The sequence below is a fragment of the Rhizobium indicum genome, assembly GCF_005862305.2.
Lineage (GTDB): Bacteria > Pseudomonadota > Alphaproteobacteria > Rhizobiales > Rhizobiaceae > Rhizobium > Rhizobium indicum.
Genome location: NZ_CP054021.1, coordinates 1855621 through 1876993 on the forward strand (window position 1 = coordinate 1855621; position 21373 = coordinate 1876993).

The window sequence follows — 21373 nt, forward strand, 5'->3', positions numbered from 1 at the left end:
CCTTTGGGTTGAGGCAGCCGCTGCCTGCGTTAGTTGGATGATGCTTATATAAGACATTTCATTGTGCATTGCAACAATTATTGTGCAGTGCACAAGACGTTAACCTTTCCGGCCGAAAACCCCCTCCTCTTCTGGACCGGCATGCGCCCCGCAGTTATTAATAAGCCGTTAATCTAAGAAGGCCGACAGCGACAAGGTTCGAACATGCCCGCAGTCCAATATCCGTTCATCGATATCGCCGTGCATGCACGGGTGCGGGAACGCTTTTCACGCGGCGAGGCCATGGTGCTGTTTTCGGCCGATCTTGCGCGCCTGCTCTGGGCGAACGGTGCGGGTGCGGAGCTTTTCGGCCATTCGGCAGTCTATGACCTGCTCGATCAGGGGGTCGACCGCACCGACATCACCTTCCGCCAGCTGGAAACCGCCGCGCGCCAGCTGACCGATATCGGTGACAACAGAAGCCTGATGATCCGCATCGCCAAGGGCTTCCAGCGTGCACAGGTGCAGGCGGCGGCCGAACTGATCCGCCTTTCCCAGGGCGAAAAGGCCATCCTGTTTTCGGTGCCGGTCTCGGCAAAGCCACTCGCGGCCGGCGCATCGGCCGCCCAGATGCTGCAGGGGCTCGATGATCCCGACACGCATATGGCGGTGATCGGCGCCAATGGCGAGGTCATCGCGGCTTCGCCGGGCTTTGCCTCGCTCGGGATCTCCGAGCAGACGGCAAAGACCTTGATCAACCTTGCCGGCGCGCATCCCGACCGATTGGTGAAACGACCTGTCGCCACCGCCAGAGGCAATCTTCCGGCCGCGGTCGGCAAGCTCAGCGACGATCCGGCGCTCAATCTGCTGTTTGCGGTGGAGACCGCGATCGGTCATCTCGACCCGCTGGACGCGCCCGCGCTCGATCCAGTCGATGCGCCCACGCTCGAGCCGGTCGATACGTCCGCACAGGAAGAAAGCGTGCCGCCGGCCGAAGTGCTTCAGGACGAACCTGTCGCCGCCGCAGGCTTCACCGAAATCATCGACGCGGTCTCGGGGATCGAAGAGGTCGAGGAGGCTCTCGAGGAGATCGCCGGCGAAAGCGAACAGCCAGCCGAGACAGTCGCGGCATCCGCAGACGAGGCGATTGAAGAGACGAATCCTGCCGCGGATGCGGAGCCGGAGAGCGACGGCGGCATGATCGATCGCAGCGCGGATGAGACCACCGAGCCCGCGGCGGTCATCGAGGACGATGTGATTTCCATTGCGGAGACGGTGGAAACGGCGACGGCGGCGGAACCGCCTGTTGAGGCCAACGAAACGCCTATCGAAGACACGCCGGAAGCGGTCCACGAAGAGCCAGCCATTGAAACGCCTGTGGTCGCCGATGCCACCCCTGCCCCTCAGCTTGAGGCTGAGCCCGGCTTCGTCTTCAGACCGAACAGCCGCGCTACGCGCTTCGTCTGGAAGATCGACGCCGAAGGCCGGTTCAACGAAGTCAGCCACGAATTTGCCGAGGCCGTCGGTCCGCATGCGTCCGACATCATCGGCTCTGCCTTCGGCGATGTCGCCGCCCTCTTCAATCTCGATCCTGACGGCAAGCTTTCCGAGGCGCTGGCCCGCCGCGACACATGGTCGGGCAAGACGATCCTCTGGCCGGTCGAAGGCACCAGCCTCGTCGTTCCGGTCGATCTGGCGGCACTGCCGACCTATACCCGCAACCGCGACTTCGATGGTTTCCGCGGCTTCGGCGTCGTCCGGCTTTCCGATGCGCAGGAAGATCCGCTTGCGCTTGGCCTGACGCTCGGCCCTGATGGTATCGGCCATGATGCAGCGAGCCTCGGCCCACCCGCCGAGACCAATGCCGAGGTGGTACGCGAAGCGGAGACAGCGCTCGAAAATCCCCTGATCGAACCCGCGCTGACGCAAGAGGTCGAGGATCAGCCGTCGCAGACGGAGCCAGCGCCGCAAGAGCCAGCGCCGGAAGAGCCAGCGCCGGAAGAGATTGCCACCGAGCAGGCGACCATCGAGACACCTGCCCAGGAAATTGCTGCAGAAAAGGTGGAAGGCAGCGCCGATGCCGGCGACGTTTCCGCCGCCGAGCCGGTAGCGGAACTTCCGCAAGAACCGCCGGCACTTCGCATTTCGGAAACGCCCAATCGCCGCTTCTCCGACAAGATCGTTCAGCTCCACAACAGCGGTGCCGGGCTGACGGCCGCCGAACACGCCAATTTCCGCGAGATCGCCAAACGCCTCGAAGCCTTCGGCGCCAACAAGGACGAGCCTGCCGCCCCGGCGCCGATGGAACCCAACGCCACCGAAACCTCCAGTTTCGAAGAAGCATCCGGACCCGAAGCGTTCGAGACCGAAACACCCACCACCGACCAGGCGGACATACCGTCGGTCGAGGAGATCGCGTCGCAGGAGGCGATCTTCGAGAATGCCGTCGAGGCGGAGCGCGAAGATGATGACGCCGCCGAAGAACCGGCTGTCATCGCCGAGGACGACGCAACGGAAGGGCTTGAGGAGACGGCCAGCCAGATCGAGGTTCTCACCAGCTTCATCCCGCCGCGCATCAAGATGACGGACGGGCTTTCGGTGGGAACGGTCGACCAACTGCCTGTTGCCGTGCTCATCCATATCGGCGATGCGCTGATCCATGCCAATCCGGAATTCATGCGGCTGACGGGCTACGGCACGCTCGACGCATTGCGCGAAGTGGGCGGCATCGAAGCCCTGCTTCAGCGTCGCGAACTCGAGGAGAAGGCCGCAGGCTCCGGCACCATGATGCTCGTCAAGGCCGATGATACGCTGGCGCCGGTGACCGCGCGGCTGCAATCGGTGCGCTGGGAAGACGCCAACGCCCTGATGCTGGCGCTGATGCCGGTGGAAGGCAAGGAAGATGGCCGCGGCGACGTAAACCGGTCCGAGGCCCGCTCCGAAGGCCGCCCCGAGCGGATGGTCGAGAAGGTCGCCAAGCTTCAGGTCGAAGTGGAAGAATTGCGCTCGATCCTGGAAACGGCGACCGACGGCGTCGTCGTCATCGGCATCGAGGGCGACATCCGCTCGATGAACCGGTCGGCCAGCGCGCTTTTCAATTACGACGAACAGGAGACGCGCGGCAAACCCTTCGTCATGCTGTTTGCCCATGAGAGTCAGAAGGCAGTCATCGACTATCTGAACGGCCTCTCCGACCATGGCGTGGCAAGCGTGTTGAACGACGGGCGCGAAGTGATCGGCCGTGAGGCCGCCGGCGGCTTCGTGCCGCTGTTCATGACGATGGGCCAGCTCACCTCCTCCAACGGCTATTGCGCCGTCATCCGCGATATCACCCAGTGGAAGCGCACCGAGGACGAGCTGCGCAACGCCAAGGGTGCGGCCGAAACCGCCAACGCCCACAAGACCGATTTCCTCGCCCGAGTCAGCCACGAGATCCGCACGCCGCTCAATGCCATCATCGGCTTTTCCGACATGATGGCCGGTGAGCGCTTCGGGCCGATCGGCCATCCGCGTTATATCGAATATGCCAACGATATCGGCCGCTCCGGCCGGCATGTCCTCGATATCGTCAACGACCTGCTCGACATTTCGAAGATCGAGGCCGGCGAGATGGATCTCGATTTTGCCGCCGTCGGCCTCAATGAGGCGGTCTCCGAGGCCGTGGCTCTGGTTCAGCCGCAGGCGAACAGCCAGCGCGTCATCATCCGCACGGCGCTGTCGCATGCAGTACCCGAGGTCGTGGCGGATCTGCGCTCGATCAAGCAGATCGCACTCAACATCCTGTCGAACGCCATCCGTTTCACCCCGTCAGGCGGGCAGATCGTCGTTTCGACGTCCTATGAGGCGAATGGCAGCGTTGTGTTGAGGGTCCGCGATACCGGCATCGGCATGACGCGCAGCGAGCTCGACCAGGCGATGAAGCCGTTCCGGCAGGTCTCCTCGACCCAATCGCGTCATCGCGGCGATGGCACCGGGCTCGGCCTGCCGCTGACCAAGGCGATGGTGGATGCCAACCGGGCGACCTTCTCGATCAATTCGGCGCCGAACGAGGGCACGCTCGTCGAGATCACCTTCCCGTCGCAGCGGGTGCTGGCCGGTTGATAAAGAAAAGGCAGCCAAGAGGCCGCCTTTGAAATTTGGTGCTGTTCAACAAGAGCTCAGTCGATCGACGTCATGTTTCGGAGGCCGGAAGGCCCCAGGCCGCATCGTTCATGTGCGGCCCCCAAGTTAGCTTCACCTTTGACAAACCTTTCTTAACGAAAGGTTTCCATGACAGGAAATTGATCAAGGGTGAAAGCTCGTAATCTACGATCGCTGTCAATCCTTCAGCTCGCTTAGCCCGGCGAAGAGCCCCAGAGCCTCTGGATTGGCAAGCGCTTCCTGGTTCTTCACCGGCCGGCCGTGAACGACCTCGCGCACGGCAAGCTCGACGATCTTGCCGGATTTGGTGCGGGGAATATCGGCAACCGCGATGATCTTCGCCGGCACGTGCCGCGGCGAGGCGCCGGTGCGGATGCGGGTCTTGATCGCCTTGACGAGATCCTCGGTCAACGTCACATCCGGGGCAAGGCGAACGAAGAGGATGACGCGCACGTCGTCGTCCCAGTCCTGGCCGATGCAGAGCGCCTCGACCACCTCCTCCATTTGCTCCACCTGATTGTAGATCTCGGCCGTGCCGATGCGAACGCCGCCAGGATTGAGCGTCGCATCCGAGCGGCCGTGGATGACAAGGCCGCCATGCTCCGTCCATTCGGCGAAATCGCCGTGGCACCAGACATTGTCGAACCGGTCGAAATAGGCGGCGCGATATTTGGCGCCATCGGGGTCGTTCCAGAACATCACCGGCATCGAGGGGAAGGCCTTGGTGCAGACCAGTTCACCCTTCTCTCCGCGCACCGGCTTGCCGTCATCGTTCCAGACGTCGACCGCAAGGCCGAGGCCGGCCCCCTGGATCTCGCCGCGCCAGACCGGCTGCAGCGGATTGCCGAGCACGAAGCAGGAGACGATATCGGTGCCGCCTGAGATCGAGGCGAGCTGTACGTCTTCCTTGATGCCCTCGTAGACGAAGGTGAACCCTTCCGGCGACAGCGGCGAACCGGTGGACGTCATCAGCCGCAGGCTGGAGAGATCGTGGCTGACGCGCGGCGTCAGCCCGCCTTTGCGCACCGCGTCGATATATTTCGCCGAGGTGCCGAAGATGGCGAATTTCTCGGCCTCGGCATAGTCGAACAGCACGTTGCCATCGGGGGCGAAGGGCGAGCCGTCGAACAGGCAGAGCGTCGCGCCGCTGGCGAGACCGCTGACCAGCCAGTTCCACATCATCCAGCCGCAGGTGGTGAAATAGAACAGCTTCTCGCCCGCCTGCAGGCCGCAATGCAGCCGTTGCTCCTTGAGGTGCTGCAGCAGCGTGCCGCCGGCCGAATGCACGATGCATTTCGGCACGCCTGTCGTGCCCGACGAAAAGAGAATGTAGAGCGGGTGCGAAAAGCCAAGCTGCGTGAACTCGACCTCCCTTGCCTCATAGGGCGCGACAAAGGCCTCAAGCGTTAAAGCCCCCGGCGTCTTACGCGCCACGGCCTCCGCGTCGCCGGCATAGTGGACGATGACCGTGGGCACACCCAGATTTTTTGCGACCGTGGCGACCTTGGCGCCGACATCCTGCAGCTTGCCGGAATACCAATAGGCATCGCAGGCGATGAACAGCCTTGGTTCAATCTGGCCGAAGCGGTCGAGCACACCCTGCTCGCCGAAATCAGGCGAACAGGACGACCAGATGGCGCCGATCGAGGCGGCGGCGAGCATGGCGGCGACAGTCTCCGGCATGTTCGGCATCATCGCGGCGACACGGTCGCCTTTGCCGATGCCGAGTGCTGCGAAGGCCTGCTGCAGCTTCGAGACCAGCACGCGCAGCCGGTCCCACGACCAGCGGTCCTCGGCCTTGTCCTCGCCGCGGAAGATGATCGCATCGCCCTCACCGCGGCCCGACAGCAGGTTTTCGGCGAAGTTCAGCGTCGCATCGGGAAAGAAGCGGGCTTCCAGCATGCGGTCGCCATTGGCAAGCACCTCTGCGCCACGCTCTCCCTTGACGCCGCAGAAATCCCAGACGGTCGACCAGAAATTCTCCCGCTCGGCCACCGACCATGCATGCAGATCCTCAAAGCCTGAAAGAGAAAGCCCGAAATCGGCATTGCAGCGCTCCATGAAGGCATGGATCGGGCTTTTTGCAACGGCATCCGCCGAGGGCACCCAAAGTGGTCTGTTATCCTGCATTCAATCCTCCTCCCCAATGCCGTCCTTATATCATGCTGCATTGCATTATAAAGCGCGGAACCGACGCGATCCGACGCCCAGAGTATGATGTCGAAAAGTGTGAGCGATTTTCGGACGACATCATGCTCCAACTAGTTAATTGAAAGTGTTACAGCGTCCTTTGCGCGTCTGAAAAGACGCGCGGCGCTGTAGGGATTTGCATATGCCTGATATTTCCTATATCCGGCGAAATCAGCGCATAACGGGATGACCGGCTGAATTTGCCGGCGGAGATCATGAGCACGTCAAGACATCGCAGGTGGCGCAGGAAGATCGGACCCGTTTCGCGCTGGCTTCCGGCCTTCGCCCGCCTGTCGACGGTGTTCCTGCTGATCGCGCTGGCGCTTTTCGTGGCGCTCAGAGTTGCCGCCCCCTATCTCATCTCGACCGGTTTCGTGCGCTCCGGCATCGAGGACACGCTGTCCAAATGGACCGGCTACCATGCCGAGATCAAGGGGAGTCCGGTTCTCGAATTCTGGCCGACGCCACGCATCACGCTGAACCAGATCACCATCCGCCAACCGCGCGAAAGCGGTGACAAGCTGCTCGGCAGCATTGAAAGCCTGTCGGCCGATTTCAGCCTCATCGACGCGTTGAGAGGCCGGACGAGTTTCCATGAATTCCACCTGGTGCGCCCCAACCTGGCGCTGACGCGCGACGAAAAAGGGCTGATCGACTGGAGTTATGCCGGCCTGCTCGCACGGGCGATCAGCGGCGTACGTTACGAAAACGGAGCTGAGGTGCTCGATCCCGATCTCGATGCCGAGATCGGCGCGGTGACCGTCGAGGACGGCACGCTTGTGGTCACCGACATCAAGTCCGCCACGACCTATCATTTCGACAGCGTCACCGCCGATATCGCCTGGCCGAGACTATCCGGCGCGATCTCGGCGGTGGTCATCGCCCGTATCAACGGCGAGGACCTGAAGGTCGATTTCGCCTCGCGCCAGCCGCTGCTCGCCTTTGCCGGCAGGAATGCCGAGACACGGACGTCGCTCACATCAAACCTTTTGACCGCCCACTTCCAGGGCATTGCCAGCATCGCCAGCCTTTCGGCCTTTTCCGGCAATATCACCGCCAGCATTCCCGATGTGCCCGCACTTCTGACATGGTCGGGCAGATCGATCCCCGGCATCGCAACCCTGAAGAGCGCCTCGCTGGAATCCGACATCATGTCGTCGGGCAACGGGCTGCGCTTCAACAATCTCAGCCTCTCGCTGAACGAAGCGAGCGCCACCGGGGTGATGGACCTTTTCACCCAACCCGGCAAACGACCGAAAATCGGCGGCACGCTCGCCTTCGATCAGATGAACCTCAAGCCCTTCCTCGACGCCTTCGCGCTCAGGCTCGCAGCCGGCGAGGCGGAGGAAATCTCCGCCGGCATCAGCGGACCGCTGCGGGTGCTGGATGTCGACGTCAGGCTTTCGGCGCGGCGCGCGCAGATGGGTCTCTTCGAGCTCTCCGATGTCGGCGCCAGCATGATCGTTGCCGGCGGCGAGGCGAAATTCGATATTGGCGACAGCCAGTTCGAAGGCGGTGAAATGACCGCGCATCTGGAAGCGACGCAGCGCGATTTCGACGGCGGCGGCAAGCTGCAGCTGTCGATCCGCAATGCCGATTTCGCAGCCCTTGCCGAGCGCCTGCAGCTGAAGGGTCCGCTGCCGCTTGCAACCGGATCGCTCGATCTCGACCTGCAGTCGCCGAAGGCGATCTGGACGACCGGTCTTGCCGATGTCACCGGCAGGCTGCACTTCTGGACGGGGGAAGGCACGATTCCCGGCATCGATGCTGCAGCCCTCCGGACGCAGGCGGCCGAAAAACCGTTCTTTCCGCTGAGCGCGGCGGCAGGCGGCGCCTTCGCCTTCAACCAGCTCAACCTTCAGGCCGATTTCGCCAACGGCTCCGCCGAAATGCACGACGCCCGCATCGCCGGCGCCACACAGACGCTGACGCTTTCAGGCGTCATCACCTATCAGTCGAACGGGCTGGCGCTTTCCGGATCGCTGGCGGCAACCGATCCGGCCAAGGCGGCGGAGCTGCCGCTTCTGCCGTTCTTCATCGGCGGTTCCTGGCCGAACCCGGTGATCTCGCCGGTTCCGCTTTTCGGCAATACGCCTCAGGCGCAATAGAGCATTTCCGTTTTCTTCGAATTCGGCAATGCTCTATCTCTTTGTTTTCACGCAAATCCGGACGGAAAACCGCTTCGCACTTTTCCTGGAATTGCTCTAGCTCAAGCGCCGGCGGCTGCCGCACGCTCGTCCCGCTGGCGCTGAATTTCACGGCGCTTGGTGACGACCGAGGCGCAGATGACACCAACGGTCACGATCGCGATCAGGATCGTGCACACCGCATTGATCTCAGGCGTCACGCCGAGGCGCACTTGGCTGTAGATCCTCATCGGCAGCGTGGTGGCGCCCGGCCCCGATGTGAAACTGGCGATCACCAGATCGTCGAGCGACAGGGTGAAGGCAAGGATCCAGCCGGAGAGCACAGCCGGCGCGATGATCGGCAGGGTGATCTCGAAGAAAGTCCGCACCGGCGGCGCGCCGAGATCCTGCGCCGCTTCCTCGATCGATTGATCGAAGCTCAACAGGCGCGACTGCACGACGACGGCGACGAAGCACATGGTCAGCGTCGTATGCGCCAGCGTGATGGTCCAGAAGCCGCGGTCGAAGCCGATCGCGACGAAGAGCAACAGCAGCGACAGGCCGGTGATGACGTCGGGCATGACGAGCGGCGCGTAGATCATGCCCGAAAACAGCATGCGGCCGCGAAAGCGCGTGTAGCGCACCAGCGTCAGCGCCGCCATCGTGCCGAGGATGGTTGCGGCCGTTGCCGACAGCAGGCCGACACGGATCGTCACCCAGGCGGCGTCGAGCAGGCCCTGGTTCGAGAGCAGCGAGACATACCACTTGGTGGAGAAGCCGCCCCAGACGGTGACGAGCTTCGATTCGTTGAAGGAGAAGATCACCAGCAGCACGATCGGCAGGTAGAGAAAGGCAAAGCCGAGCGTGACGGAGATGATGTTGAAACGGGTCCATCTCAGCATGACTTATTTCCCCCGCTCTTCGGCCTTGGCCTGGGCGTTCTGGAAGAAAACGATCGGGATCACCAGGATCATCAGCAGGATCGTTGCTACCGCCGAGGAGACCGGCCAATCGCGGTTGGCATTGAATTCGTTCCAGAGCGTCTTGCCGATCATCAGCGTCTGCGAACCGCCGAGCAGGTCGGGAATGACGAATTCACCGACGGCGGGAATGAAGACCAGCATGCAGCCGGCCACCACGCCAGGGATCGACAGCGGAAAGGTGACGCGCCAGAAGGCCTTGATCGGCGTGCAACCAAGATCCTGCGCCGCCTCGATCAGCGTACCGTCCATCTTTTCCAGAGCAGAATAGAGCGGCAGCACCATGAAGGGCAGATAGGAATAGACGATGCCGATATAGACGGCGGTATTGGTGTTGAGGATGATCAGCGGGCTGTCGATGATGTGCAGCGACAGGAGAAGCTGGTTGAAAAGCCCTTCCGGCTTCAGGATCGCGATCCAGGAATAAACGCGGATCAGGAAGCTTGTCCAGAACGGCAGGATGACCAGCATCACCAGCGTCGGGCGGATGGTGCGCGGCGCCTGTGCCATGCCATAGGCAATCGGATAGGCGATCAGCAGCGTGAGGAAGGTGGAGATCCCGGCAATCACCACGCTCGAGACATAGGCATTGAAATAGAGCGAGTCCTCGGTGAGGTAGCTGTAGTTGTCGAAGGAGAGCTCTCCGATCTTGCTCCAGAGCCCGGCCCAACCGTCGGCAAGCGAGAAGACGGGCTCGTAAGGCGGCATGGCGATTGCCGTCGTCGACAGCGAAATGCGGAAAACGATGAAGAAGGGCGCCAGGAAGAAGAGCAGCAGCCAAGTATAGGGGATGGCGATGACGAGGCGATTGTAGAGGCCGGACGTGAGCTTGCCCATGATGTCAATCCTTCAGCAGAATGCCGGCGTTCTCATCGAAGGAGACCCAGACTTCCTGATCGTAGGTGAAGGGGTCGTCGACGGAGCGCTGCGCATTGAGGGACGAGGCCTTGACGACAGTGCCGCTCTGCAATTTTACATGGAAGACGGTCATGTCGCCGAGATAGGCGATGTCCCAGAGTTCACCCCTGGCGGCGTTGACCGAAGCGTTGGCGGGAGGCGTGCGCCCGACCCGCATCTTTTCCGGCCGGATGGCGAAGCCGACGGCGCTGCCGGCCGAAGGTGTCTCGGCGGCGGCGACGCGCACGCTGAATCCGCTGTCGATTGATATCTCGATGGTACCGTTGCCCGATGAGGCGACCTTGCCGTCGAAGATGTTCACGTCGCCGATGAAATCCGCGACGAAGCGGGAATTCGGCGCCTCGTAGATCTCCGCCGGCGTCGCCACCTGCACGACCTTGCCGTGGCTCATGACGGCGATGCGGTCGGCCATGGTCATCGCCTCTTCCTGGTCGTGGGTGACGACGACGAAGGTGAGGCCGAGGTTCTGCTGCAGGTCCATCAGTTCGAACTGGGTTTCCTCGCGCAGCTTCTTGTCGAGTGCGCCGAGCGGCTCGTCGAGCAGCAGCACCTTCGGGCGCTTGGCAAGCGAACGGGCCAAGGCCACGCGCTGGCGCTGGCCGCCGGAAAGCTGGTTCGGCTTGCGGGAGGCGAACTGCTCCAGCTTGACCAGCTTCAGCATCTGCGAGACACGCTCGGCCATCTCGTCCTTCGACATGCCGTCCTGCCTCAGGCCGAAAGCGATATTCTTCTCGACCGTCATGTGCGGGAAAAGCGCATAGGACTGGAACATCATGTTGACCGGCCGCCTGTAGGGCGGCGTGCCGGCCATGTCGGTGCCGTCGAGAACGATTTCGCCCGAGGTCGGCTGCTCGAAACCGGCGAGCATGCGCAGCAGCGTCGACTTGCCGCAACCCGAAGCGCCGAGCAGCGCGAAGAACTCGCGGTGGTAGATGTTCAGCGACAGATCGTCGACGGCGGTAAAATCGCCAAAGCGCTTGGTGACATTCTTGAAAGCAATGAAGGGTTTTGCAGACGGATCGGTCCAAGGCGCAAAAGCGCGGCGGATATTGCCGAGAGACTTCATATTATTCCCCGAAATACAAGGTTCTGCCGGCCTCCACCCCGGCCGGTAATTGAAAGGCCCGGACGTTTCCGTCCGGGCCCAAGGCTGAATTACTGGCCGGTGACGACCTTCGTCCAGAGGCGCGTCCCCAGACGCTGCGTTTTCGGATCCCACGGCTTGACCGTGAAGAGGTTCTTCATCACCTCTTCGGTCGGATAGATCGCCGGGTCTTCCAGAATCTCCTTGCTGACGAACTGCTGCGAAGCCTTGTTGCCGTTGGCGTAGAAGGTGTGGTCGCTCGCCTTGGCGATGACCTCAGGCTTCATCATGTAGTTCAGGAACTCGTGGGCTTCCGCGACATGGGGCGCATCGGCGGGGATCGCCATCATGTCGAACCACATCTGGGCGCCCTGCGAGGGGATCGAATAATTGACCTCGACGCCGTTCTTGGCTTCGGCCGCACGGTCGCGAGCCTGCAGCATGTCGCCGGAATAGCCGAAGGCGATGCAGATGTCGCCGTTGGCAAGCGCATTGATATATTCGGACGAGTGGAACTTGCGGATATTGGGGCGGACGGCCGTCAGCAGCTCTTCGGCCTTCTTGAAATCCTCAGCCTTTGTGGAGTTGGGGTCGAGGCCGAGATAACGGAACGCCGTGGAGATGACGTCCTTCGGTGTGTCGAGAACGTAGATGCCACAATCCTTGAACTTTTCGGCGACCTTTGGATCGAAGATCACTTCGAGGCCGGGCTTGACATCGGGACCGAGGATTTCAGCGACCTTCTTGACGTTGTAGCCGATGCCGTCCGTGCCCCACATATAATCGACCGCGTGTTCGTTACCGGCGTCATATTCGGCGGTGCGCTGCTGGATCACATCCCACATGTTGGAAATGTTCGGCAGTTTCGACTTGTCGAGCTTCTGGAAAACACCGGCCTGGATCTGGCGCTGCAGGAAGTCGGCTGTGGGAACGACGACGTCATAACCCGTGCCGCCGGCAAGCAGCTTGGTTTCCACGGTCTCGTTGGAATCGAAGGTGTCGTAGACGACCTTGATGCCGGTTTCTTTGGTGAAGTCGGTCAGGATGGAGTCGTCGATATAATCCGACCAGTTGTAGACGTTGACCACGCGCTCCTGCGCATAGGCCGGCGCGGCAGCAAGGAGTGCGGTAACGGCGGCGGCCGTCACGCATAGGATGGTTGACCTCATGACTTCTCCTGTTTGTTCAAAGATTCCGCACCCGGAGCATCTTTTCCCTCTGGTTTTCGACGCAGACTAAGAAGGAATTTCACAGCCCACAAGCGCAAAATCCTGCGCCCTCAATGATTTCACAATCACTGGAAATCGAAGGCGCTAAGGCCTGCCACCATCTCGTCGAGCCCGAGCGGTCTCGTCACCGGCGGCTCGGCCCGGGAAAGGCAGCCGCGCCGCTCGCAAAGGCGACAGGCCGGACCGATCGCGACCGGATCGAGCGCCATCGCCTGCCCGTAGACCACGCCCTCGCCAAGGGCAGCATCGCAGCCGATCAGGATCGCGGTGCGCCTGACCCTTTCGCCGAATTCGACGCACGGTCCCTCCAGCGTGCGGGCTACCGTCAGGAAGGATGCACCGTCAGGCATGACGACCGTTTCGGCGAGGATCTGGCCCGGCTGCAGGAAGGCGGCATGGATATTGAGCTTCGGACAGCCGCCGCCGAAACGGGCCTGCGGAAAGCCCTGGGCGCCCGCCCTGCGCAGCCGGTGGCCGGCGGCATCGATTTCGATCAGGAAGAAGGGAATGGCGGCCGCGCCTGGGCGCTGCAGCATGGCAAGGCGCGCAGCCGCATGGCCGAAAGAGACGCCGAAGCGCGCACGCAGAATATCGATATCGTAGCGCGTCGCTTTCGCCGCCGAAAGAAAGGCCTCGTAGGGCATTGCAAGTGCCAGCGCGGCGATGCGGGCAAGCTCAAAACGGGCGATGCGGCGCGCCTCGGCGGAGGAGAGCGAGAGATCGGCGAGTTCGGCATCGATTGCCGGCAGCAAAGCGAGAGTCGCGGCCTCGATTGATATCTCATGCGCACGGTCGGCCTGTGACAAGCGCTCCGAGATGAAAAGCCGCATCGAATGGCGATCGAAACGGCGGCGCAGATCCGGCATGACATGGACGGGCAAGACACGCACCGCGATGCCGCGCTCGGAACGCAACCAATCCTTCAGCCCGGCGGCAAGATCGAGGCCGCCGGGGAGCGTTGCGGCAAAGGTTTCCGCCGCCGTCTCGATCTGTCCGAAATAGCCGGACCTGCGCTCCAGCGTCTCGCGCACCTCGTCCAGCGGCAAGCGGCCGGCGGCGACCGGCGCATGCCCTTCGGCGGCCATCAGCGCCGTCAGATCGGACAGCCTTGCCGCCTGCTCGCGATAGGCGCGGTAGAGCTTGATCATGCCGCTCGCGGCATTGGGTGCGGCCTCGGCCACCTCGACCAATTCCTGATCACCCGGCAGTTCGCCGGACAGCAGCGGATCGGCAAAGACCTCCTTGAGCTGGCCGAGACTGCCGCCGGTCTGTCCCCGCAACTCTTCCAGATCGACCCTGTAGACGCTTGCAAGCTTGAGAAGCAGTTGCACCGTCAGCGGTCGCTGGTTGCGCTCGATCAGGTTCAGGTAGGACGGCGATATTTCCAGCGCCTCGGCCATGGCGGTCTGCGTCAGCGCCAGCGCATTGCGGATGCGCCTGACTTTCGGGCCTGCGAATATCTTCCGTTCCGCCATGTCACATCCTTTGACAGGCAAGGAGCGCCATATTTACAAACATTTACAAATTCACAGCGCCACTCTGTCAATCCTCCTCATCTTAACCTCTTTCCACCCCGGAAATCAAAGGTTTTTCTGGTCATAACGCACCGAATTGTCAATCTTGTCACGCAGCACCCTTTGTCGGGCTTTTAGTGAGGAGAGCAGCATGACGGATTTTTACAACCTTGTCCCAAACACATCAGCAGGCCGCTTCGACGGCATCGAGAGACCGTACTCGGCCGAAGACGTGCAGCGGCTCAGAGGCTCGGTGGCGCTCCGTCATACACTGGCCGAAATGGGGGCTGACCGGTTGTGGCGGCTCCTGCACCAGGAGGATTTCGTCAATGCGCTCGGCGCACTTTCCGGCAACCAGGCCATGCAGATGGTGCGCGCCGGGCTGAAGGCGATCTATCTCTCCGGCTGGCAGGTGGCGGCCGACGCCAATACAGCATCGGCGATGTATCCCGACCAGTCCCTCTATCCGGCCAATGCCGGTCCGGAACTTGCCAAACGCATCAATCGCACGCTGCAGCGCGCCGATCAGATCGAGACCGCGGAAGCCCAGGGACTTTCCGTCGAGACCTGGTTCGCGCCGATCGTTGCCGATGCGGAAGCAGGTTTCGGCGGACCGCTCAACGCCTTCGAAATCATGAAGGCCTATATCGAGGCGGGTGCCGCGGGCGTTCACTTCGAGGACCAACTCGCCTCGGAGAAGAAATGCGGGCATCTCGGCGGCAAAGTGCTGATCCCGACGGCCGCCCATATCCGCAATCTCGACGCCGCGCGGCTTGCCGCCGACGTCATGGGCGTTGCGACGCTGGTCATCGCCCGCACCGACGCGGAAGCGGCAAAGCTCTTGACGTCAGACATCGACGAACGCGACCAGCCCTTCGTCGACTATGATGCCGGCCGTACGGTCGAAGGTTTCTATCAGGTGCGAAACGGCATCGAGCCCTGTATCGCGCGCGCCGTCGCCTATGCGCCGCATTGCGATCTCATCTGGTGCGAGACCTCGAAGCCGGACCTCGACCAGGCGCGGCGCTTTGCCGAAGGCGTGCACAAGGTCCATCCCGGCAAGCTGCTCGCCTATAATTGCTCGCCTTCCTTCAACTGGAAGAAGAATCTCGACGAAGCGACGATCGCACGGTTCCAGCGCGAACTCGGCGCAATGGGCTACAAGTTCCAGTTCATCACGCTCGCCGGCTTCCACCAGCTGAACTACGGCATGTACGAACTGGCGCGCGGCTACCGGCAGCGGCAGATGTCGGCCTATTCCGAGCTGCAGCAGGCGGAATTCGCCGCCGAGGTCAATGGCTATACCGCTACCAAACATCAGCGCGAGGTCGGCACCGGCTATTTCGACGCCGTCTCGCTCGCCATCACCGGCGGCCGGTCTTCGACGACAGCGATGCACGGCTCGACCGAACATGCGCAGTTCAAACCGGCTGCGGAATAACTCGAAGAGGAGGAGAAGATCATGGCATCCATTACACGCGTCAGGGAACGGGCCGAGGAGCAGGCAAGCAGCATGAGCGAGGATCAGCAGACGACGATCCGCATGCTCGCCAACGACCTGCACCGGCTGAACCAATCGGTCATGAAGGCCGTCGAGGCCGGCGTCTCGGTCGAACTGGTGCGCTCGGCCCGTCATCATGGCGGCGACGGCCACTGGGGCGACCTGCTGATCCCCGTCGTCGTCACCAACCGACATTGACGAAGAGCGGCCAGTAGCGGGGCCGATGACGTCGGCCCCATTGCTCAATCAAAGCGCCTGCGCGTCAGAGAGACGCGTGGGCGCTCATCCTTTTCGAAAACTCATCCCGATCTGGGGCTTGCGCGCCGGGTCGCACGATGCGTGGTCACAGTGCCGCATCGGTTAACCTTTGCCGGATCGAAAATTAAGGGCCGTTCAGATCAGCTGCGGTGGCCCTCGACAGCTCCGCATCGCTCATATAAAAATATTTTTCAGAGTTTCAATTTTTCTGGCAATTATCACCAAGGCGAAACATGACATCACGTATTGCAGCAACACAAGATGCGGATTTCATCGTAGAGGCCTACGCAACGTCCTTCGGGTTTACGGTGCAACAGACTGAAGCCTATGTGGGCAAGGTGGGCCTCGAAAATTTCTATATCGCCGACCATGAGGATAGGCCGGCGGCGGTATTCGCTCTCATCGCCACCGGGCACTGGTTCGGTGGTAGAGCCGTGCCAGCATGCAACATTGCACATGTGGCCATTCTACCCGAATATCGCGGCCTGGGTCTCGCAGATGCCATCCTGGAGGATGCAGGTGCGATCGCTGCCAGCAGAGGCGCCCTCCTGACAACCTTGTTTGCATCAACCCGCCCCGTCTATCGAAGAGGCGGATATGAATTGGCCGGATCGGAAATTGTCTACGAAGCGGAAACGTCAGAGCTTTATAAAATCAAGGAAAAGTACCATTGCCGTCAGATGACGCTGCCTGCCGCGCTGCCGACCCTAGCCTCTATCCATGAGCGACAATGCGTGGTGGAGGCAGGTAATCTGCAGCGTAGTGCGGCACAATGGTCCCTTCTTTTGACGTGGCCGGATCCCCCGACATCCATTTACGTCTTCGACGAGGACGCTGCGTATGTGATCATCGATACGATCAATCCCGAATGTATGATCATCCGGGATTGGGCGGCGCTGTCGGGACGGGCGGCTCGGTGCATATTGCGGTTTTTGGGGACATTCTCGACCGTATACCCGCGGGTGCGGTGGCACGGTTCAGCGCAGGACAAGTTGGTTTTCGCGATGCCGGACAAGGGATGGCGTCTCGTCCATCAGGAGGAGTTTCTAATGCGGGTCCTTTCCGCAAGGGACGCGCTTCTGGCACGTGGCTACAACTCAGTGACCGAGCAGGTCACGTTGGAGATAATGAAGGGCGATCAGGTCGAGACGCTATCGCTCTCCATCGAAAACGGCTCACCGTATTGCCGAACGCATGAAGCCGGCTCACCCATCGTGAAAATCGCAAGTGAACATCTTGCAACTCTCTATAGCGGCTTTCGCTCCGCGAGTTTTCTTGCAAGAGCGGGGTGGATAAACGGTGATCGTGATGGCGTAATGGCATGCGACCGCATATTTTCCGGCCCGCCCCCCTGGGTCGGAGAACATTTTTAAGGACATGACGTGAATCCGACACCGCATATGGCTCTCGTTGCGAGCATTCGCTCACGCGCTCCGAACATGACGCGCGCGCTACAGCGTGTCGCAGATTACACGTTGGAAGACCCGCAGGCGGTGCTTTACAAAAGTATCACCGAGCTTGCAGAAGACGCGCAATCCTCGGAAGCCAGCGTGATGCGGTTCTGCCGTGAACTGGGATTCACTGGGTTCCAAAATTTCAAGCTGGCTTTGGCGCAGGAGTTGGCGACACAGAGCCAAACCAGCGTCCCGATATCAACGGGAGATCCGGTTCAGAACCTTGTGGAGACAGCAAGAACGGCCCTCGATGAAACCGAGCGGCTGCTCGACCGTAGCATAATACAAGCCGTTGCCCAGGAATTGCTGCAGGCAAAACACATCGAGATTTTTGGCGTCGCCGCTTCGGCGATCACAGCGCAATATCTGGAATACAAGCTCGCACGCCTGGGTGTGCATTCACATATCGCCCGCGACGCGCATCTGGCAACGATGGCTGCTGCCACCTCAAATCCCGCTGATGTCTATTTCCTGATTTCAAGTTCGGGCTCGACCCTCGATACAGTCAAGATTGCCGAGCTTGCGCATGCGAGAGGCGCACGCGTGATCGGGATCACCAATCGATCGAAAAGCCCGCTGGCAGCCACGTGCACGCATGTGCTGTTGGCATCCTGGCCAGAGACACCGCTTACGGGGGGCGCCTTTCCCTCGAAGATCAGCCAGTTACTGATTGTCGATGCTCTGGCGTCCTATATGACGATGGCTGAGCCGGACCGCCTTATTACCATTCTCGACACCGCCCAAAGCGTTACCGACCGTAACGTTTAAGACCCCTGCGAGCGCCCTTTTCGCCGGGTCGATTTTTTGCTCTTACGGTTTGGCGGAAATTTTCATCATAAATAATTTCTTGACGGTTTATTTCACTATGATACCGTGACCTCGAATTTGAGACGAAGGGTATTGGAACTTGAGCATCCTTGAAGCCTTGCGCGGAACACTTGCCGTTTCCTGTCAAGCGGCTGACGGCAGCCCCTTGCAGCCGACAGATCACATTGTGGCACTTGCCAAGGCGGCGGTGTTGGGCGGCGCGAAGGCGGTTCGTATCGAGGGTGTCGCAAATGTGTCCGCCGTGCGAAATGCCGTCAACGTCCCCGTCATCGGCATTACCAAGATCGAGCATCCGGATTCAGAAATTTACATCACACCTACGCTGGAAGACGTTCGCCAGCTTTGCGAGGCGGGCGCAGACATTGTGGCGTTTGACGCCACGGCAAGACCAAGACCCTGCAGCGTCGCTGCCCTTGTCGAGGCGGTGCATCAGGCGGGCCGGATCGCCATGGCCGATATCAGCACCTTGGACGAAGGGCGGGCGGCGGTTGCCGCAGGTGCCGACTTCGCGGGCACGACCCTGTCTGGATACACGCCCTATTCGCCACAGACTGAGGCGCCGGATTTTAAGCTGATGGAAGATCTTTTCCGCGCGGGCATCCCGTTTGTGGCCGAGGGCCGCATCTGGGAACCAACCGATGCACGCAGAGCCATCGAATATGGCGCAGCATTTGTCGTGGTCGGTTCTGCCATCACCCGTCCGGATGTGATCACGCGGCGGTTTGCGGATGCTGTGGCCGGTGCGCGCGCGCACAACGCCTGAATTCAATGGAGAAAGCAGATGACAAGGAAATTTCGCGTTGCCGTGATCGGAGCCGGCTTCATGGGCTCGATGCATGCTTCGATTTTCGCAAACGAACCCCGCGCTGAACTCGTCGCCGTCGTCGATAGCGACATCGGACGCGCCGCTGCGTTGGCAGGTGGGTTGCGCGGCAACGTCAAAGCCTACAGCTCCCACCTGGAACTGCTGGCTGCCGAAGAGCTTGATCTGGTCAGTATCTGCACCCCGGATCACCTTCATCTCGATCCGGCGCTCGCCATTGCGGCAAAGGGCATAAATCTCTTCGTTGAAAAACCGATCGCCTCGACCATGGAAGATGCTGCCAAGATCGTCGCGGCGTGCAAGGCGGCAGGCGTCAAGCTCGGGGTCGGCTATCTGCTTCGGTTCGACCCACGCTACTACAAGGCGCGCGAGCTGATTACGTCGGGCAAGATCGGCACGCCTATTCACATCTATGCCCGCCGCAACAGCGCCCGCACCGAAGGCCCCAAGCGCTACGGCGGCACCTTGCCGCTCGCACTGCATGTCACAGTGCATGATGTCGACATGGTGCTTTGGATGCTCGAGGGTCAGACTCCGGTTTCCGTCTACGCCCAGCAGACTGACATTCTCCTCGGATCGCTTGGCACGCAGGATACGATCGCGGCGGTCGTACGCTTCTCGGGCGGAACCGTCGTGACGTTTGAAAGCGCCTGGTCATTGCCTGCCGGCGCTCGCCACATGATCGACGCACGCATGGAACTCATCGGCACCGAGGGTTCATTCGAAGTGCAGTGCGGCGATAGCGGCCTTTATTTCGCAGACAACCAGACATCGCGCGAGATCGACACCCAGCATTGGCCGATCGTCGAAAATCGGGTTGGCGGCGACCTCAAGCTCCAGCTTGCCAGCGTTCTCGAATGGCTTGACGGCGGCCCCTCTCAGGTGGCCAGCGGCGAGGAAGCCATTCGCTCGTTGGAATTGACCCGAGCCCTCATCCGCTCGGCGGAAAGCGGCGAGGTGGAGAGACTCTAGCGCATCATCGATCAAGCAATTCAATGCAACGCATGGATAGTTCAAAAAAGGGGAATGACATGAAACGACGCCAACTACTTGCACTCACGCTTGCACTTGCGACCTCATCGGCCTTGCCGGCAATGGCTGAGAACGCCGATCAGCCCTATGCGGGAACGCATATTGCGGTTCTGATGGAAGGCCACCCGACAACCGACGGCATTCAGAAGCTGTTACCGGAGTTCACCAAGGAGACCGGCATCGAGGTGGAACTCGAGGTCATCCCGGAATCCGACATCACCGCCAAGATGCTCCTGGAGTTCTCCTCCGGCTCTGGCCGCTACGATGTCGTCCAGAACAATATCATCTATATTCCGGGCTTCGTTAAGGCCGGCTATATCGATCCACTCGACGATCTGGCGAAAAAGCTGCCCAAACATCTGGACCGCGCCGATTTCGTGCCCGGCTACCTCAACACGAATATTGTCGACGGCAAACTTTACGGCCTGCCGGTTTACGGCGAGAGCACGTTCCTGATGTATCGCAAGGATCTGTTCGAGCAATACGGTCTCACCCCGCCGAAGACTTTTGACGAGGTTATCAGCGCCGCCAAGACCATCAAGGAAAAGTCCAACGGCGAGATCGCAGGCATTACCATGCGTGGCGCCCAAGGTATCCAGAACGTCTATGTCTGGGCCGGCTGGCTGTGGGGTTACGGCGGCGAATTCCTCACCAAGGATGGGAAATCAGCCCTTGGAACGCTAGAGGCCGCCGCCTCGCTCGATGCTTTTGCAAAAGTCCTACGCGACTACGGTCCCGTCGGTGCTGCCAATTTCGGTTGGGAAGAAAACCACGTTCTGTTCCAGCAGGGCAAGGCCGGCATGACAATGGATGCAACGGTCAACGGAGCATTCAACGAGGACCCGGCTGTGTCGTCAGTGGTCGGCAAGGTTGGCTACGTGCCGGTTCCCAAACAGACCGACGCATTGAAGGGTGGCTCATCGTCCCTCGCTGTGCACAGCCTTTATATCACTTCGGCCTCCGCCCAGAAGGAAGCGGCATGGCTATTTGTGTCATGGGCAACGGCGAAGGAGCAGCAAATCAAGTCGTTTAGCATCGCGCCCAACTCCGGTGTCACGTCTGAAGCTGCGTTGAATTCGGATGAATTCAATAAGCGCTACGGAGCCTTCAAGGAAGCGATGCTGGCTTCGATCAACCAGGGCAATCCGCAATATTTGCCGACTGTCACTGCTGCGAACGAAATCATCAACAATGCTGGTATCGCCGTATCCAAGGCGCTCGCCGGCACCGCTTCGGCAAAGGACGCACTGGCGGAAGCCAACACGGCCAACGACGCAGCACTCGCCCGCTAACAAACGGGCGCCACGTCCGGATTTC

General features: G+C 61.0%; 15 protein-coding genes. 9 read left to right on the forward strand and 6 right to left on the reverse strand.

The genetic code is table 11. The features are described 5' to 3' along the window. Positions 1 to 204 precede the first annotated feature (204 nt). Positions 205 to 4080, forward strand: coding sequence for an ATP-binding protein (locus FFM53_RS09245; protein WP_138388057.1), 3876 nt, complete (start codon positions 205 to 207; stop codon positions 4078 to 4080). Between the two features lie 216 nt (positions 4081 to 4296). On the opposite strand, the gene FFM53_RS09250 is transcribed toward FFM53_RS09245, so the two are convergent. Then, positions 4297 to 6249, reverse strand: coding sequence for an acetoacetate--CoA ligase (locus tag FFM53_RS09250; RefSeq protein ID WP_138388058.1), 1953 nt, complete (start codon positions 6247 to 6249; stop codon positions 4297 to 4299). Positions 6250 to 6524: 275 nt separating this feature from the next. On the opposite strand from FFM53_RS09250, the gene FFM53_RS09255 reads away from it, so the two are divergent. Next, entirely contained in the window at positions 6525 to 8417 is a 1893-nt protein-coding gene (locus FFM53_RS09255) for an AsmA family protein (protein WP_138388059.1), read from the forward strand. A gap of 101 nt (positions 8418 to 8518) precedes the next feature. On the opposite strand, the gene FFM53_RS09260 is transcribed toward FFM53_RS09255, so the two are convergent. The 5 genes from FFM53_RS09260 to FFM53_RS09280 all read right to left on the reverse strand — a co-directional run bounded on the left by FFM53_RS09260 (position 8519) and on the right by FFM53_RS09280 (position 14121). Next, positions 8519 to 9337 carry an ABC transporter permease gene (locus FFM53_RS09260; protein ID WP_129417975.1) on the reverse strand — a complete coding sequence of 273 codons (819 nt, stop codon included), beginning with the start codon at positions 9335 to 9337 and terminating at the stop codon, positions 8519 to 8521. A gap of 3 nt (positions 9338 to 9340) precedes the next feature. Beyond that, positions 9341 to 10252, reverse strand: a complete 912-nt coding sequence (locus FFM53_RS09265; RefSeq protein ID WP_129417974.1) for an ABC transporter permease subunit — start codon at positions 10250 to 10252, stop codon at positions 9341 to 9343. A 4-nt stretch (positions 10253 to 10256) separates the two neighbouring features. Then, a complete protein-coding gene (locus tag FFM53_RS09270) occupies positions 10257 to 11399 on the reverse strand; it encodes an ABC transporter ATP-binding protein (RefSeq protein WP_138334327.1) in 1143 nt (380 codons plus the stop codon). A gap of 89 nt (positions 11400 to 11488) precedes the next feature. Beyond that, a complete protein-coding gene (locus FFM53_RS09275; RefSeq protein WP_064652534.1) occupies positions 11489 to 12586 on the reverse strand; it encodes a polyamine ABC transporter substrate-binding protein in 1098 nt (365 codons plus the stop codon). Positions 12587 to 12711: 125 nt separating this feature from the next. Next, entirely contained in the window at positions 12712 to 14121 is a 1410-nt protein-coding gene (locus tag FFM53_RS09280) for a helix-turn-helix domain-containing protein (RefSeq protein ID WP_138388060.1), read from the reverse strand. 190 nt (positions 14122 to 14311) lie between these two features. Here FFM53_RS09280 and aceA point away from each other — a divergent pair, with 190 nt between their 5' ends. From aceA to FFM53_RS09315, 7 genes are all read left to right on the forward strand, one after another. Beyond that, the gene (gene aceA, locus FFM53_RS09285; RefSeq protein ID WP_138388061.1) at positions 14312 to 15601 is read left to right on the forward strand and encodes an isocitrate lyase; all 1290 of its coding nucleotides are present in this window, start codon (positions 14312 to 14314) and stop codon (positions 15599 to 15601) included. Positions 15602 to 15622: 21 nt separating this feature from the next. Next, a complete protein-coding gene (locus tag FFM53_RS09290) occupies positions 15623 to 15859 on the forward strand; it encodes an SMc00767 family acetate metabolism repressor (protein WP_003545603.1) in 237 nt (78 codons plus the stop codon). Between the two features lie 293 nt (positions 15860 to 16152). Beyond that, positions 16153 to 17292 carry a GNAT family N-acetyltransferase gene (locus FFM53_RS09295; protein WP_138388062.1) on the forward strand — a complete coding sequence of 380 codons (1140 nt, stop codon included), beginning with the start codon at positions 16153 to 16155 and terminating at the stop codon, positions 17290 to 17292. 66 nt (positions 17293 to 17358) lie between these two features. Further along, positions 17359 to 18141 (forward strand): MurR/RpiR family transcriptional regulator, encoded by a 783-nt coding sequence (locus FFM53_RS09300; RefSeq protein WP_245484625.1) that lies wholly within the window; start codon positions 17359 to 17361, stop codon positions 18139 to 18141. A 157-nt stretch (positions 18142 to 18298) separates the two neighbouring features. After that, entirely contained in the window at positions 18299 to 18964 is a 666-nt protein-coding gene (locus FFM53_RS09305) for an N-acetylmannosamine-6-phosphate 2-epimerase (RefSeq protein WP_246413152.1), read from the forward strand. A gap of 18 nt (positions 18965 to 18982) precedes the next feature. Next, entirely contained in the window at positions 18983 to 19996 is a 1014-nt protein-coding gene (locus tag FFM53_RS09310) for a Gfo/Idh/MocA family protein (RefSeq protein WP_138388064.1), read from the forward strand. Positions 19997 to 20055: 59 nt separating this feature from the next. Further along, the gene (locus tag FFM53_RS09315; protein ID WP_138388065.1) at positions 20056 to 21348 is read left to right on the forward strand and encodes an ABC transporter substrate-binding protein; all 1293 of its coding nucleotides are present in this window, start codon (positions 20056 to 20058) and stop codon (positions 21346 to 21348) included. Positions 21349 to 21373 lie beyond the last annotated feature (25 nt).